Origin of the sequence: Pseudoduganella sp. S-14 (genome assembly GCF_049913285.1) — a bacterium.
Lineage (GTDB): Bacteria > Pseudomonadota > Gammaproteobacteria > Burkholderiales > Burkholderiaceae_D > Rugamonas.
Genome location: NZ_CP183991.1, coordinates 3,829,878 through 3,843,295, shown reverse-complemented (window position 1 = coordinate 3,843,295; position 13,418 = coordinate 3,829,878). Strand labels below are relative to the sequence as shown.

At 59.2% G+C, this 13,418-nt stretch carries 15 protein-coding genes and 1 pseudogene; 4 read left to right on the top strand and 12 right to left on the bottom strand.

What is annotated here, in order from left to right; genetic code table 11:
* Positions 1–22: 22 nt before the first annotated feature.
* Positions 23–472, bottom strand: a complete 450-nt coding sequence (gene smpB / locus ACN9MZ_RS17505) for an SsrA-binding protein SmpB (protein ID WP_130312176.1) — start codon at positions 470–472, stop codon at positions 23–25.
* Positions 473–539: 67 nt separating this feature from the next.
* Between smpB and ACN9MZ_RS17500 the strand changes: the two genes are divergently transcribed.
* Together ACN9MZ_RS17500 and ACN9MZ_RS17495 are read left to right on the top strand one after the other, a co-directional pair.
* Positions 540–971 (top strand): type II toxin-antitoxin system RatA family toxin, encoded by a 432-nt coding sequence (locus ACN9MZ_RS17500; protein ID WP_426338245.1) that lies wholly within the window; start codon positions 540–542, stop codon positions 969–971.
* Positions 964–1,245, top strand: coding sequence for an RnfH family protein (locus tag ACN9MZ_RS17495; protein ID WP_130312178.1), 282 nt, complete (start codon positions 964–966; stop codon positions 1,243–1,245). Before ACN9MZ_RS17500 ends, ACN9MZ_RS17495 begins: the two co-directional genes overlap by 8 nt.
* 51 nt (positions 1,246–1,296) lie before the next feature.
* On the opposite strand, the gene ACN9MZ_RS17490 is transcribed toward ACN9MZ_RS17495, so the two are convergent.
* The 4 genes from ACN9MZ_RS17490 to ACN9MZ_RS17475 form a co-directional block, all read right to left on the bottom strand.
* On the bottom strand, positions 1,297–1,821 hold the full coding sequence (locus ACN9MZ_RS17490; RefSeq protein WP_426338244.1) for a DUF4124 domain-containing protein: 525 nt from the start codon (positions 1,819–1,821) through the stop codon (positions 1,297–1,299).
* Between the two features lie 94 nt (positions 1,822–1,915).
* Positions 1,916–2,983 (bottom strand): porin, encoded by a 1,068-nt coding sequence (locus ACN9MZ_RS17485; protein WP_426338243.1) that lies wholly within the window; start codon positions 2,981–2,983, stop codon positions 1,916–1,918.
* A 33-nt stretch (positions 2,984–3,016) separates the two neighbouring features.
* Positions 3,017–4,330, bottom strand: coding sequence for an MFS transporter (locus ACN9MZ_RS17480; RefSeq protein WP_426338242.1), 1,314 nt, complete (start codon positions 4,328–4,330; stop codon positions 3,017–3,019).
* Between the two features lie 19 nt (positions 4,331–4,349).
* Positions 4,350–4,859, bottom strand: a complete 510-nt coding sequence (locus ACN9MZ_RS17475) for a gluconokinase (protein ID WP_426338241.1) — start codon at positions 4,857–4,859, stop codon at positions 4,350–4,352.
* A 218-nt stretch (positions 4,860–5,077) separates the two neighbouring features.
* Here ACN9MZ_RS17475 and guaB point away from each other — a divergent pair, with 218 nt between their 5' ends.
* Together guaB and guaA are read left to right on the top strand one after the other, a co-directional pair.
* Complete coding sequence (gene guaB / locus ACN9MZ_RS17470; RefSeq protein WP_130312186.1) at positions 5,078–6,538, top strand: IMP dehydrogenase; 1,461 nt, start codon at positions 5,078–5,080, stop codon at positions 6,536–6,538.
* Positions 6,539–6,592: 54 nt separating this feature from the next.
* On the top strand, positions 6,593–8,194 hold the full coding sequence (guaA, locus tag ACN9MZ_RS17465; protein ID WP_426338240.1) for a glutamine-hydrolyzing GMP synthase: 1,602 nt from the start codon (positions 6,593–6,595) through the stop codon (positions 8,192–8,194).
* 93 nt (positions 8,195–8,287) lie between these two features.
* Here guaA and ACN9MZ_RS17460 read toward each other — a convergent pair whose 3' ends face one another.
* The 7 genes and pseudogenes from ACN9MZ_RS17460 to ACN9MZ_RS17430 all read right to left on the bottom strand — a co-directional run bounded on the left by ACN9MZ_RS17460 (position 8,288) and on the right by ACN9MZ_RS17430 (position 13,412).
* Positions 8,288–8,473 carry a helix-turn-helix domain-containing protein gene (locus ACN9MZ_RS17460; protein ID WP_426338239.1) on the bottom strand — a complete coding sequence of 62 codons (186 nt, stop codon included), beginning with the start codon at positions 8,471–8,473 and terminating at the stop codon, positions 8,288–8,290.
* Between the two features lie 38 nt (positions 8,474–8,511).
* Positions 8,512–9,324: an IS66 family transposase gene (gene tnpC, locus ACN9MZ_RS17455; RefSeq protein ID WP_426338238.1), complete on the bottom strand. Its 813-nt coding sequence runs from the start codon at positions 9,322–9,324 to the stop codon at positions 8,512–8,514.
* 156 nt (positions 9,325–9,480) lie between these two features.
* The gene (gene tnpB, locus ACN9MZ_RS17450) at positions 9,481–9,807 is read right to left on the bottom strand and encodes an IS66 family insertion sequence element accessory protein TnpB (protein WP_426338237.1); all 327 of its coding nucleotides are present in this window, start codon (positions 9,805–9,807) and stop codon (positions 9,481–9,483) included.
* Between the two features lie 76 nt (positions 9,808–9,883).
* A pseudogene (gene tnpA / locus ACN9MZ_RS17445) lies at positions 9,884–10,114 on the bottom strand (IS66 family insertion sequence element accessory protein TnpA); the annotation flags it as partial.
* A 376-nt stretch (positions 10,115–10,490) separates the two neighbouring features.
* The gene (locus tag ACN9MZ_RS17440; RefSeq protein WP_426338236.1) at positions 10,491–10,886 is read right to left on the bottom strand and encodes a thioredoxin; all 396 of its coding nucleotides are present in this window, start codon (positions 10,884–10,886) and stop codon (positions 10,491–10,493) included.
* A complete protein-coding gene (locus ACN9MZ_RS17435; RefSeq protein WP_426338235.1) occupies positions 10,883–12,220 on the bottom strand; it encodes a HEAT repeat domain-containing protein in 1,338 nt (445 codons plus the stop codon). The genes ACN9MZ_RS17440 and ACN9MZ_RS17435 overlap by 4 nt, the downstream gene beginning before the upstream one ends.
* A gap of 79 nt (positions 12,221–12,299) precedes the next feature.
* Positions 12,300–13,412 carry a DUF2169 family type VI secretion system accessory protein gene (locus tag ACN9MZ_RS17430; protein ID WP_426338234.1) on the bottom strand — a complete coding sequence of 371 codons (1,113 nt, stop codon included), beginning with the start codon at positions 13,410–13,412 and terminating at the stop codon, positions 12,300–12,302.
* Between the last annotated feature and the right edge of the window lie 6 nt (positions 13,413–13,418).

The following is a 13,418-nucleotide window of genomic DNA, read 5'->3' as shown; positions in this document are numbered from 1 at the left end:
TCAATGTTGCCACTTGGAAATGTTATCGGCGGTGCTGCTTCATGGCTTGCGCCACCTCGCGGCTGGCGTCGCGGTCTTTCTCGGAGGCGCGCTTGTCGTGCTGTTTCTTGCCCTTGGCCAGGCCGATCTCGCATTTGATGCGGCCGCCTTTGAAGTGCAGGTTCAGCGGCACCAGGGTATAGCCGGCGCGCTCGACCTTGCCGACCAGTTTGTCAATCTCGGCGCGGTGCAGCAGCAGCTTGCGGGTGCGCACTGCTTGCGGGTGGATGTGGGTGGAAGCGGTGGGCAGGGCGCTGATGTGCGCGCCAAACAGGTACAGTTCGTTATCGCGGATGGTAACGTAAGCTTCCTTGATCTGAACGCGCCCATCGCGGATCGCCTTGACTTCCCAGCCTTCGAGCGCGATCCCCGCTTCATACTTGTCTTCGATGAAGTAGTCGTGGAAGGCTTTGCGATTATCGGCAATGGACATGGGTAAAAATGCGTGGGTCGGTTAAACTACGGGTTCTTTGGACAACATCATAGCAAACGGTTACTCAATGGCAGTAGTGCACAAGTCGGTATTCCTGGGATACAGCGCCGAGCAAATGTTTGATTTAGTGGCAAAGGTCGAGGATTATCCCAAATTTTTGCCCTGGTGTGGCGGAGTTGATGTCCGCGAACGGGGTGAGAACCATGTTGTGGCCAGCGTTGGGATCAATTTCCATGGTGTGAAGCAGCACTTCACCACGTCCAATACGAATACGCCGGTCTGCGAAATCCGCATGAAGCTGGTCGACGGACCCTTCAAGACCCTCGACGGCACCTGGACTTTCAAGGCACTGCGCGACGATGCCTGCAAGGTCGAACTCGATTTGCACTACGAGTTTTCCAGCAAGCTGCTGGAACAGGTGATTGGTTCAGTGTTCGGCATGATTGCCAATAGCATGGTCGATTCTTTCTGCAAGCGTGCCGAGACTGTCTATGGCTGAACGTATCAAGATTACGGTGTGCTATGCACCGGCTTCCCAGCCTATCCTCTATGCGCTCGAGGTGGATGAGGGCACGACTATCGGCCAGGCCATTGAAATCAGCGGCATTCTGCAGGAGGCGCCGGAGATCAACCTGGTGACGATGCCGGTCGGAATCTATGGCAAGAAGAAAACGCTCGATACCGTGGTCCGTGCACGCGACCGGGTCGAGATTTACCGTCCCCTGATCGCCGACCCGAAGGACGCCCGGCGCCGCCGGGCGAAGAAAGCCTAGCAAACGCCAGCCAGGCATCGTTGGAACATGCCTGGCTTTGTGAATTACCGTTTATTTGCAAATGCTGTTGACCGATTCGCGCTGTTCCTTGATTTTCTGCGCGCGGGCTTCGTCGGACATGAAGTTGCGCTCGCCGTTCGGGCCCATTTCGGATACGCGAACGCCGCTTTCGAGCATGCCGATGTTGCTCTTGGCTTCCGCGCAGTACTTCTTCTTCTCGGCGTCGACCTTGGCCTGCTCATTGGCCTTGGCGGTCTTTTCCGCGGCTTCCTGCTGGCGCTTCTTATAGTCCGCGTTGCGTTCAGCCAACGTCGGCTTGACTGGTGCAGCTTTCTCGTCGGCGGCCGGGGCTTCGTCACCGTTGGCCGCGGGCGCAGCCATTTCCTTGCGTAATTCGGCAGCAGCAGCGCCGCGTGGTGCTTTCAGGATGCGGTTTGGCGGCGTGCCCGCTGGCGGCGGCTGGTCGGACAGTTGCTTCACGCCTTTGTCGTTCACCCACATCCATTGCGCTTGGGCAAGGGAAGTGCAGGCAATCAGCGCCGTTGCCAGCGCCAGGCGGGTAATACGTTGATTCATAGAGGGAATTCCTTGGGTGAGAACGCACATTTCACCCCGAAATCCCCCTGTTGTCAAATTTATTTCCCAAAAGAATCGTGGGTGTGGTGACAGCTCAGAAGCGGTGGCGCAGGCCGACCGTGAACTGGCGGTCACCCAAGCCCGGCTCTTCGCTATTACCCTCTGTATAGCCGGCGCCATTGTGATTGCGGATGCGGGCGTACGAGGTGTAGACGTCGGTACGCCTGGAGAAGGCGTACATATAAGCCAGGGCGTATTGTTGCGCATCCTGGTTCAGGAGGCCGCGGTCATCCTTGTGAATGGCGCTTGCAACGATGGTGTGCGGTCCGAAAGGCAGTGATACACCCAGCAGCAGGTCTCGGCTGTCGGTCGAAGGCGTTGGCGCCGTACCGCCGAATGGCGTGCCCGAACTGTTTAAAGGTGCGCTGTTCAAGCCTTTGTCGACACCGAGCCCGAACCACAGCCTGGCGACTTCGAAGTCGACATTTGCACCGAGCAGGAAATTGCGCCCGCCGCCGCTACTCTTCTCTGTGGCGCTGTCGTTATTGCGGTGATGGTAGGCGAGCCGGATGTTCAAGGGTCCTTTGGCATAGCCGACCGAGCCGCCAAGCGCGCGGCTGGCGCGGCTGTCACCCGACACCTCGCCCGCGGCTACCATGAAGTCGGCGCTGAAGCCATTCATGTCGGCAGTGCGGAACAGCAGTGAGTTGCTGGCACGGAAGCCCGTCGATGGCATGAGGTTGTTGGAACGTGCGATGCCGTTACGCAGCGGGTCGACCACCGTGTTGAGGGTGGTGAAGAGTGGAGTGTCTTGCAAGCCGATTGATACCGAGCCAAGCTTGTTGCTGCGCAGGCCGACAATGCTGGTACGGCCGAACAGGGTATTGTTCTGGGTCGAATTGCCCACGTCGCCGTGGATGCCGCCTTCGATCACGAAGAAGGCCGACAGGCCGCCGCCCAGGTCTTCGTTGCTCTTGAAACCCCAGCGGCTTTGGGTCGCCATGCCGCTGGTGACGCGGGTCGAGGTGCCGGCTCGGCCGCCGCGATCCTGTGAAATGCCAAGGTCCATCACGCCGTAGAAAGCGACATTGCTTTGCCCCAGTGCGGCGTTGCTGCAAACGGTAAGGGCGAGCGCCGCCACCGCAGTAATGCGTTTGTTCATGCTGTCTCCGTTGTTGATTAGGGTGCGGCGCGCTTATGCAGGGACCGTGGCGCCACGCGGGACTGGTTCTGGCAGCTGTTCGATTTTCCCAAGTACGAAGACAAAGGACACAATGCCCACCAGCAGGATCACGCCGGCGACCATGAAGGCGTTGGCGAAGGAATTGGTCGCGCCGACGATCATGCCTGTCACGATAGGGGCAGCAGCACCCATCAGGTTATTGGCAAAGTTCATGATGCCGCCGACGGTGCCGGCACCGCCCTTCGGCGCGATCAGCGAGGGCAGCGACCAGCCGACCGGTGCCGCGGAAGCCAGGCCGCCCAGTGCGATCGAGATCCAAAAGATCGCCCATGCCGGATCTGAGGTTTGCGTCGCGCCGAACACCGCCAGGCCGAACAGCATGCCGATCACCAGCACGCTCTTGCGCACCATCGATTCATTCTTGCCTTTGGCGATCAAGTGGTCGATCAGCCAGCCGCCGACGAAGAGGTCGGTTACCGTCGCCACGGCCCATGGAATGGCTGCAAAGCCGGCCGACTTGATGATACTCATGTGCATGGTCTGCACCAGGTAGCCAGGCAGCCAGGTAAGGAACAGGTAGAAGGTATAGCCATAGGCAGCAAAGCCGATGGTCAGGCCCCAGACCTTGGACTTGGTGAGCAGGTAGCCCAGCATATTGACGGCACCGCCTTCTGCCGGGCCTTCCGGTGCAGCGCCGCCGCGCTGGATGTATTCGAGTTCGGCCTTGCTTAGTTTGGTATCGGCGCTGGGATCGCGATAGAACAACAGGAAGGCGAAGAAGTAGCTGAAACTCAGCACCGCGGTCAGTCCGAAGCCCCAGCGCCAGCCGAAGGCCACCACGGTGACGGCCACCAGCGGGACGCCGATCACGTTGGAGAATTTGGCGGCGGCGTCGAAGATGGCGGTGGCAGTGCCGCGTTCATTGCGCGGGAACCAGTAGCCGGTGGCCTTGGAGCTGACCGGGAAGGCCGGCGCTTCGGCAATGCCGAGCAGGATGCGGGCGGCGAAAATGCCAGCAAAGCCGCTGGAGAAAGCAGTAATGACGGAAGCCAAGCCCCACAGGAAAGCGCCCCAGCGTCCAACGCGGGTCGGGCCGAAGCGGTCCAGCACCATGCCGACCGGGATCTGCAGCAGCGAGTAAGACCAGGCGAAGGCGCTGAACAGAAGACCCATGTCGACCGGCGTCAGGTTGAAGGCCTCCTGGATTTGCGGCGCGGCGACCGACAGGCCGATGCGGTCGATATAGTTGATCAGGACGCCGATGCCGAGCAGGGCGCCGATGCCCCAGCGGCGTTTTGCGACCTTGGTGGTGATGGCTGATTTCATGCTGTCTCCAGTGTTGGTTTTAGTCTTGATGCTGCAGGATCTGGCTGACCAGCTGTTGCGGCGGCTGGGTCAGGTCGAGATAAACGCCGGCTTCGTCGGCTTGCAGCGGTTCGAGGTCACGCAGTTGGCTTTCCAGCAGCGAGGCCGGCATGTAATGGCCGGGGCGGGTGCGCATGCGCTGCTCGAGCATTTCGCGTTCGCCGTGCAGGTGGGCGAAGCGCAATTCCGGATCGCCGCTGCGAAGCAAGTCGCGGTAGCGTCGCTTGAGCGAAGAGCAGGACAGCACCAGGCCTTCACCGCGTTCGCGGGCGGCACTGATTTCACCGCGCAGCTTTTGCAGCCAGCCCGCGCGGTCCTCGTCGTTCAGGGGAGTGCCGGCCGACATCTTGGCCACGTTTTCCTCAGGGTGAAAGCTATCGCCCTCAAGGAAGGGCACGCCAAGTGCCGCGGCCAGGCGCGCGCCGATCTCGCTTTTCCCGGCACCGCTGACGCCCATCACAACCCAGCGCAGGTTCATATTGTTCTCCATAAATCTCCTTAATGACTGATAGCGCTATCAGTGATAACAAGTGTAGACTACTGCAAGAGTTTGTAAACAACTTTGAATTGTGCGGTGCGGCAAAGTGTTGCGGAAATGGTAGCGCTAGCACTGACTTCGCCCGTCAAGGCCAGAACTGGGCTTGAGGATTGCCGAGACGAAAGCGAATGTTTCCTGTATAATCTGCTTTTGCGCCTATAGGAAATACTATGCGTCTGCTCCAAAAAGCACTCACTTTCGATGACGTGCTCCTCGTCCCCGCGTATTCCAACATCCTGCCTGCGGATACGTCTCTCAAGACTCGCCTGACCCGTAACATTTCCCTGAATATTCCCCTGCTGTCCGCAGCAATGGATACCGTCACCGAAAGCCGCCTGGCGATCGCGATGGCACAGGAAGGCGGCATCGGCATCATTCACAAGAACCTGAAGCCGAAAGACCAGGCCCGTGAAGTGTCGAAGGTCAAGCGTTTCGAGGCCGGCGTGCTGCGCGACCCGATCACCATTCCGCCGGACATGAAGATCCGCGACGTGATCAAGCTGACCGAGCAATATGGTATTTCCGGCTTCCCGGTCGTTCAGGGCAAAGAAGTGGTCGGCATCATCACTAACCGCGACCTGCGCTTTGAAAAAGAACTGGACGCTGAAGTGCGCGCCAAGATGACCCCGCGTGAAAAGCTGGTGACCGTCAACGAAGAAGCCAACACCGAAGAAGCCAAGCGCCTGATGAACAAGCACCGCCTGGAGCGCGTGCTGGTTGTGAACGAAGCGTTTGAACTGCGCGGCCTGATCACCGTCAAAGACATCCAGAAATCCACCGAACACCCGAACGCATCGAAAGACCAGCACGGCAAGCTGCTGGTTGGCGCGGCAGTCGGCGTCGGCGCGAAAGACGAAGAACGCATCGACCTGCTGGTAGCGGCAGGCGTGGACGTGCTGGTAGTGGACACCGCCCACGGTCACTCCCAAGGCATCCTGGACCGCGTGAAATACATCAAGACCAAGTATCCGCACGTTGACGTCATCGGCGGCAATATCGCCACCGCAGCCGCGGCGAAGGCACTGGTTGAATACGGCGCGGACGCGGTCAAGGTCGGCATCGGCCCAGGCTCGATCTGCACCACCCGTATCGTTGCAGGCGTGGGCGTGCCGCAGATCACCGCAATCTCCAACGTGGCCGAAGCGCTGAAGGGCACCGGCGTTCCATGTATCGCCGACGGCGGCATCCGCTTCTCGGGCGACATCTCGAAAGCGCTGGCAGCCGGCGCATCGACCGTGATGATGGGCTCCATGTTCGCCGGTACCGAAGAAGCACCGGGCGAAGTGATCCTGTACCAGGGCCGTTCGTACAAGTCCTACCGCGGCATGGGCTCCCTGGGCGCGATGGCCGATGGTTCGGCAGACCGCTACTTCCAGGACGCCAGCGCCAAGCAGGACAAGTTCGTACCGGAAGGCATTGAAGGCCGTGTGGCCTACAAGGGCTCCGTGCTGGCGATCCTGTTCCAGCTGGTGGGCGGCGTGCGCCAGTCCATGGGCTACTGCGGCTGTGCCACCATCGACGAACTGAAAGAGAAAGCAGAATTCGTCGAGATCACGTCGGCCGGCATGCGTGAATCGCACGTGCACGACGTCCAGATCACCAAAGAAGCGCCGAACTACCGCTCCGAATAAGAAACTCCGCAAGGCGGCGACCAAGTGTCGCCGCAATTTTTTTTTGCCCCCGATATGCACTCAAAAATCCTTATCCTTGATTTCGGTTCCCAGGTGACCCAGCTGATCGCACGCCGCGTGCGCGACGCGGGTGTGTTCTCCGAGGTTTACCCATACGACGTAGACGACGAATTCATTCGCAACTACGGCGCATCGGGCATCATCCTGTCCGGCTCCCACAACTCCACGCTGGAAGGCGATTCGCCACGTGCGCCGCAAGCCGTGTTTGAAATCGGCGTGCCAGTGCTGGGCATCTGCTACGGCATGCAGACCATGGCGGCGCAACTGGGCGGCAAAGTGGAAAATGGCCTGGTACGCGAATTCGGCTACGCTGAAGTGCGCGCCCGCAACCACACAGCGCTGCTGAACGGCATCAACGACTTCGTCACCGACGAGGGCCACGGCATGCTGAAGGTCTGGATGAGCCACGGCGACAAGGTCCTGGAAATGCCGGCCGGCTTCAAGCTGATGGCCTCCACCGATTCCTGCCCGATCGCCGGCATGGCTGACGAAGAGCGCAAGTTCTACGCCGTGCAATGGCACCCGGAAGTGACCCACACCGTGCAGGGCAAGGCCATGCTGGGCCGCTTCGTGCACGAGATCTGCGGCTGCAAGGCAGACTGGAACATGCCGGACTACATCTCCGAAGCCGTGGAAAAGATCCGCGCCCAGGTCGGCAAGGATGAAGTGATCCTGGGCCTGTCAGGCGGCGTCGATTCCTCCGTGGCTGCAGCGCTGATCCACCGCGCCATCGGCGACCAGCTGACCTGCGTCTTTGTCGACCACGGCCTGCTGCGCCTGAACGAAGGCAAGATGGTGATGGACATGTTCTCCAAGAACCTGGGCGTGAAAGTGATCCAGGTCGATGCGACCGAACAGTTCATGGGCCACCTGGCCGGCGTCGCCGATCCTGAGCAGAAGCGCAAGATCATTGGCCGCGAGTTCGTGGAAGTGTTCCAGGCCGAATCGGCCAAGCTGGTCAACGCCAAGTGGCTGGCGCAGGGCACCATCTACCCTGACGTCATCGAGTCCGCAGGCAAGGGCAAGAAAGGCCAGACCATCAAGTCGCACCACAACGTGGGCGGCCTGCCGGAAACCATGAAGCTGCAGCTGCTCGAGCCGCTGCGCGAACTGTTCAAGGACGAAGTTCGCAAGCTGGGCGTGGCCCTGGGCCTGCCGCACGAGATGGTGTATCGCCATCCATTCCCTGGCCCAGGCCTGGGCGTGCGCATCCTGGGTGAAGTGAAGAAGGAATACGCTGACCTGTTGCGCCGTGCCGACGCCATCTTCATCGAAGAACTGCGCAACACGCCATACGAAGGCGCCGTCATGGCGGGCGAAGACGCACCGCAGAACTGGTACGACGCGACCTCGCAAGCCTTCGCTGTGTTCCTGCCGGTGAAGTCAGTCGGCGTGATGGGCGATGGCCGCACCTACGATTACGTCGTAGCCTTGCGCGCCGTGCAGACCCAGGACTTCATGACCGCACATTGGGCGCACCTGCCGCATTCGCTGCTGGGCAAGGTCTCCAACCGCATCATCAATGAAGTGCGTGGCCTGAACCGTGTGGTGTACGACATCAGCGGCAAACCGCCAGCGACTATCGAGTGGGAGTGACAGAGTATTAACAAGAGTTGATTCTGGTAAGTTCGAAATGGCCCCGGCAGGGGCCATTTTTTATGCAATCGCGCTAATCGGGACTGCGTGGATTTAGTATCTCGACGCCATGCGCATCTGCTGTCGATATTGGGCAGGGGGCATACCGACTAACCTCGTGAACAGTCTCGTGAAACTGGCCTGGTCCAGATAGCCGACTTCTTCCGTGACGCGACCGACGCTCCAGCGCCTCCCTGCCAGGAACTGCTTTGTTTGTTCGACGCGGAGTCGCTGGACCAACGCGAGCGGTGTTTCACCGGTTTCTGCTCTGTCCCTTCTCAGGAATGTGCGCGTAAGCGTCCGGCGCTACCACCATAGCCGAGAGACTTAAGACTGCGTTGAGTTCGGGAGTGGCAGCAACAAATCGATCTGGCTGTTTGGGCATACGTCGGGAGAGGTTCCAATACGCTGGCCAGCCAATGCAGCGGATCGAGGCCATTAAGCTTGGCAGTGCCCAGCAAAGTCTGGATGGGGGCGGCGCGTCGGCCTGCGCGCTCCGATCCGGCGAAGAGCCAGTTTTTCTTGCCAATGGCAATTGGGCGTATTGCATTCTCGACGGCGTTGTTGTTGATCGGGAAGGAGCTAGAATCGGCATAGCGCTCCAGCGCCGGCCAGCGCTTGAGTGCATGCTCAATGGCCTTGGCTGTGCCACTGCCTGGTGCCACCGCCGGTTGCATCCCCATCAGCCAGGTATGCAGGTCGGCCAGTGCAGGTACGGCCAGCGACTGGCGAAGCTGCAGTCGCGCCTCCGGCGTCAAGCTGGCAGACTGCCGTTCAATGGCGTACAAGGCACCGATGCGCTGCAGCGCTTCGGCAGCCACTGGGCTGCCGTTGGCAGCGTGCAGTTCAAAGAATTTCCTCCGCACGTGCGCCAGGCACAATTCAAGTTGGTCGCCACTGCACGCTTCAGGGGCCTTGCCGAACTTGATGCGTTTTATGTGCGCCAGCTCCAGCGTTAGCGCCTGGATTTTCACATCCTTGGACTTCACCGCCGCGAGCATTTCGCCCTGCTGGACCTGCAAAGCCTGCAACTGGGCATCCTGTTCAATAAGCCGCGTGCCAGTTTTGGCGAGCTCTCCATTCTGCTGCACTATTTGCGCATCCGCTCCGCAATTTGCTTCTCGTTCTAGGCCAGCATTGCCCGCAGCTGCGCAAGCAGCGCAGGGTCAGCGTTGGTACGGGCCAGTTCATCGAGCAAATCTAACAGGCGATGTTAACAAAATGGCTTCCCTGTTAACAGGGCTTGGTCACAATTTCCATGCCGTCGGCGCTGGCGCCGACAGGCGTTGCCAGTCCACTCCCGCCACCAACCATTGCCACTGCTGGACACTCAGTTCCCAGCTACTGTCGCCCGCCTGCGGCCAGACAAACTGGCCGCGATGCAGGCGGCGCACACACCTCCACACGCGATTGCCGTCCCAGCACACCACTGTCAGACGCGTGTGCCGGCGGTTACTGAACACGTAGGCCGTACCGTCGAATGGCGCACGGCCCAGCGCCTGCTGCACATGCCGCGACAGGCGGTCCACGCCGGCGCGAATGTCCACCGGCTGCGTGGCCAGCCAGAGTGTCATTGCCTGCAGCTGCATCACAGCCGCGCAACAAGTCGGCAAGCCAGGATGCAGTTGCGCCTGCGGGAATTTCGATGGACCAGTTATGGGGACTGCGCAGTACCAGTGCTCGCGCCGTGACTGAGCGTTTGATGACGACGGGCACCATGGCCGCTACCGACGGTTCACTGCGGCTCAGGCGCCTAACCCAATAGCCGACTTGGCGGATCGGGAAGCCATGTTGCTGGGCAAAGGCCTGCTGCGACAGGCCGCTATCACGCCATTGCGCTATGCGCTCCACCCACAATTGCTCTCGTTCTTGATTCGCCATCTGGTTCTCCAAAGTGAAAACCAAAGTGTGTCGAGGTAATGCCGGGATTCATATGTGGTGGGGCTGGACGCTTATTCAATGCCACCCATTGCCCATCGTTGTAGCTGATGTCTTGGCACTCATGATGCACCTCCTTTGATAACACGCATTCTCGCCGGTTCTTTTTGTTGCTAAGGGGGGAGTGAGCATTACGATATAAGGATCGATGCGCGGTTGTTCAATTATCGTGGCTTGGAAGGGAAGAGCTGCCGAATCACCCTTGGGTTGAGTTCACCGGCACATTAATGGCGTTCCACTCTTGGTATTCTGTGTTGTTGGAATAAGCATTCGCTTTCAGCCATTGAAACTATGCGCTACGCTTTCTGTCCGAATCAGCCTAAGTCCCCCAGTCCTCTTGCATGAGGTTGAGCCGAATTCCTGAGAGGTGACGCGGATCGACGTCTAGATCGTCAGCCAGTTCTGCCTTCGGTGCCTCAAAAGCTGTAGTTAGTGTCTGACATTGAACTAGGGTGGGCCCGTCATAGACAATCAATTGCGGGAGGTCGTTCGGAATATAGCCGCCGATGAACTCGGCGTGATCCTCCAAGTCCAGCCATAGCCATGTCTCGTTGTCTGAAGCTACAGCAACAAGCCTGTCGAAGTGGGGACGCAAGGTGCGGCATTTTCCGCACCAGCTTTCGGCCCCTAGGGCAATCACCAAGCGCGCCCCTGGCTGCCGCAACCGTTCAGCGATTACCCGGGCGTCGCGCCACGGGCACATCATGGCCTTCATGCCGCCAGACGTGCGCGCAGCACGCTAATCTGACGTTGCTGGAATGCCGCTGGTCCGCGTATTGAAGGCCGCAGGTCGGGCGATGCCATGCCCAGCATCTGGGCTGCGATCACACGGAGCGCCTGAGGCGCTGTCTCGAGAATTTCCACAGCATGATGAGGCGTTAGTGGCTGGCCCAACAGGCAACGCTCGCCGAGCGGCAGATCAGCCGGGATTCGGAAAGTACGAATGGCCGAAACGTCTGGGATGGGTAATCCATGATCCGAGTCGCTCGGTGCCTCTACGATGCCATCGAGATTCTCATCATCGGCATGGTGCAGATCGGAGATGATCATCCCCTGGTCAGAAATATTCACGCCGGTCAACGATTGCCAAACCCAGCCGGCATAGCGGGCTAACTCTGGGCGTTCCATGCAGTCAATGACCCAAGAAAGATGGGCACAATCACCGTGGTGAAGGACAAAAGACAGTCCGACTCTAGGCGGTAGGCTGTTCAGTAAGCCTGCGATATCAGAATTACCCAGCGGGGTGATTGCTGCAAGATGCCGCACCCAGCGAAGCAGCCGGCGCATGGACTGCTTTTGATGCCAGCCAGTGGCTTGTTGGCCAAGATTGGCCTGCGCAGTGACGCATTGCGACAAAATAGGCGCCACGCGTTCCGACTGGCTGAAGCACGCGATTGCGATGCATGCTTCGGCACGGACATTGATATCGGTATCGTGTAGAGCCCTCATTAATATATCCGCAGAGTTGGGCGACGTAGCGACACGACACGCTGCGGCCCGCACGAAACTATTCTGTGATTCCATTAATTCCCGCAAGGACACCGGTAGCGTAGCAATGCCGTCGTCACCCATTAAGGCTGCCGCGCGCAACGCTGCGACTTGATCGGGTGCATCGTTGCCAGGGGCAGCCAGGCGGGTGACCCATTGGCGTGCCGAAGTTGATTGCTGCCAAACCAGAGCCGAAACCAGGCCGCGTAGTTGCGCATCGGGGCGTACACGCACGTGTTCCAATACACGCTTCATGCTGTCGGCATCGTCTAGTGCTGAAGCAAGCCACGCGGCAGTGAAGGTTTCGGCTGCCCCTTTCCAACGATCGAGGGCAGAAAGTGAATGCCGCAATCCTTCTGCGCCTGCTACCGATAACCCTTCAAGATGAGCATCAAGCAAGCGGTTGAAATGTGCATACTTCTCAACGCCGATTTGAGTGGCATTGGAGGCGTTGTCCAACTGTGACCAGTAGAATGCTGCGTCTTCTGCGTGGCGCGCAACCAGCGGCCCGATAGTGCTGGGGAGGCGGATGTCAGGTGTAGTCATGTTTGGTTCAGTCACGATGGGGCGCAACGGTGTCCGGTTCGGGAAGTTGACGAGTGTTGTGTGACAGGTTCATTTTTGAGTTTCATGGCTACTCTCACGACTCGTTGATACTGGAGCCACAGCCGGTGCAGCCGCGAGCTACGCCGCTTGCCTTCGCGTTCCACCATTCGGGGTCGACAGTTCCAACCGCCACCGTATCGAACTCCTGTATTCGTCGCCGGATTGGCACGCTGGCCCGCCACACGATGGAGAACCTCCCTTCATCCGGTTCAAAATACAGCGTGTCCGCCACCACAGTCGGTTCTTCCGTGCTGTAATCGGTGCGCAAGACACGCACTTTCATTTGATTCAGTCGCGGCAAATTGAAGCGTACATCGGGCCGGCCGGCCATCATATGTTTCAGGATCACCGGCTCTCCACCCTGCGGATAGTCCATTTGCTGATCTTCCGGGGCGCATTGATAGAACCGATCGTCAAAGTCGTCAGGCAGGAACGGAAACACTTCGCGCTGCCACTGTTCGTCATATGTCCCTGCGTAATCCTTGCGCGGAGCCCAATGCCGTCCGATTGCCGAAAATGCGATTGGGGCATACGGCCCGCTCACATTACAAATTTCTTCACCGATCGCTTCCAGGCAAGGTGCAGGAGCACCATCCATCTGATCTTTCGTATATTTACCTGCCCAGCCGATGCCGCACGGATTCGTCGGCAATGCCTCGCACAGCGCTTCGTCTGAATCGCCGTTCTCTTGTTTCCAATTGCGCGTCCCGCCGAAAGCAAGTCCGAAATGCAAAGGCTTTGTCACAAATGGTTCTGGCTCGGAAAGGCTTAACCAGCCGAAGCTCTTGCGCCAAGTGCGAGTACCGACGACGCGCAAGCCCTTTTCGAGTGAGCCAATTCGCCAACCTACAAGCATCTCCTTCAACGGTTCGCCGCCTGGACTATGCGCATGAGCGTTGAAGACAACGTCACAGCGAGGCTTGAAACGGACCAGGTCCGATCCATACAACATCGCGCTTTCGCCAGGAGCACCTGCGTAAACGTCCGATTGGGCCAGCGGCAATGGCGGAAGTGGTTGCGGCCTTTCTCCTTCATCCGGGATGCGCCATGTGGCCTTGATCACAACGACTAGCATTTCCCGCCCGTCAACGTCCAGTGCCGGTACAACCTCGGCATTCAAATTTTTGGATGCGACAATCAACTCCACGTTTCC

Excerpts from the sequence above, each read along its gene's own strand:
- ACN9MZ_RS17500 (WP_426338245.1), top strand. The coding sequence starts at position 540 with ATGGCAGTAGTGCACAAGTCGGTATTCCTGGGATACAGCGCCGAGCAA.
- ACN9MZ_RS17475 (WP_426338241.1), bottom strand. The coding sequence starts at position 4,859 with ATGGAGAACAATATGAACCTGCGCTGGGTTGTGATGGGCGTCAGCGGT.
- ACN9MZ_RS17440 (WP_426338236.1), bottom strand. The coding sequence starts at position 10,886 with ATGAAGGCCATGATGTGCCCGTGGCGCGACGCCCGGGTAATCGCTGAA.
- tnpB (WP_426338237.1), bottom strand. The coding sequence starts at position 9,807 with ATGACACTCTGGCTGGCCACGCAGCCGGTGGACATTCGCGCCGGCGTG.
- ACN9MZ_RS17480 (WP_426338242.1), bottom strand. The coding sequence starts at position 4,330 with ATGAAATCAGCCATCACCACCAAGGTCGCAAAACGCCGCTGGGGCATC.
- ACN9MZ_RS17490 (WP_426338244.1), bottom strand. The coding sequence starts at position 1,821 with ATGAATCAACGTATTACCCGCCTGGCGCTGGCAACGGCGCTGATTGCC.
- ACN9MZ_RS17495 (WP_130312178.1), top strand. The coding sequence starts at position 964 with ATGGCTGAACGTATCAAGATTACGGTGTGCTATGCACCGGCTTCCCAG.
- ACN9MZ_RS17485 (WP_426338243.1), bottom strand. The coding sequence starts at position 2,983 with ATGAACAAACGCATTACTGCGGTGGCGGCGCTCGCCCTTACCGTTTGC.
- guaB (WP_130312186.1), top strand. The coding sequence starts at position 5,078 with ATGCGTCTGCTCCAAAAAGCACTCACTTTCGATGACGTGCTCCTCGTC.
- smpB (WP_130312176.1), bottom strand. The coding sequence starts at position 472 with ATGTCCATTGCCGATAATCGCAAAGCCTTCCACGACTACTTCATCGAA.
- guaA (WP_426338240.1), top strand. The coding sequence starts at position 6,593 with ATGCACTCAAAAATCCTTATCCTTGATTTCGGTTCCCAGGTGACCCAG.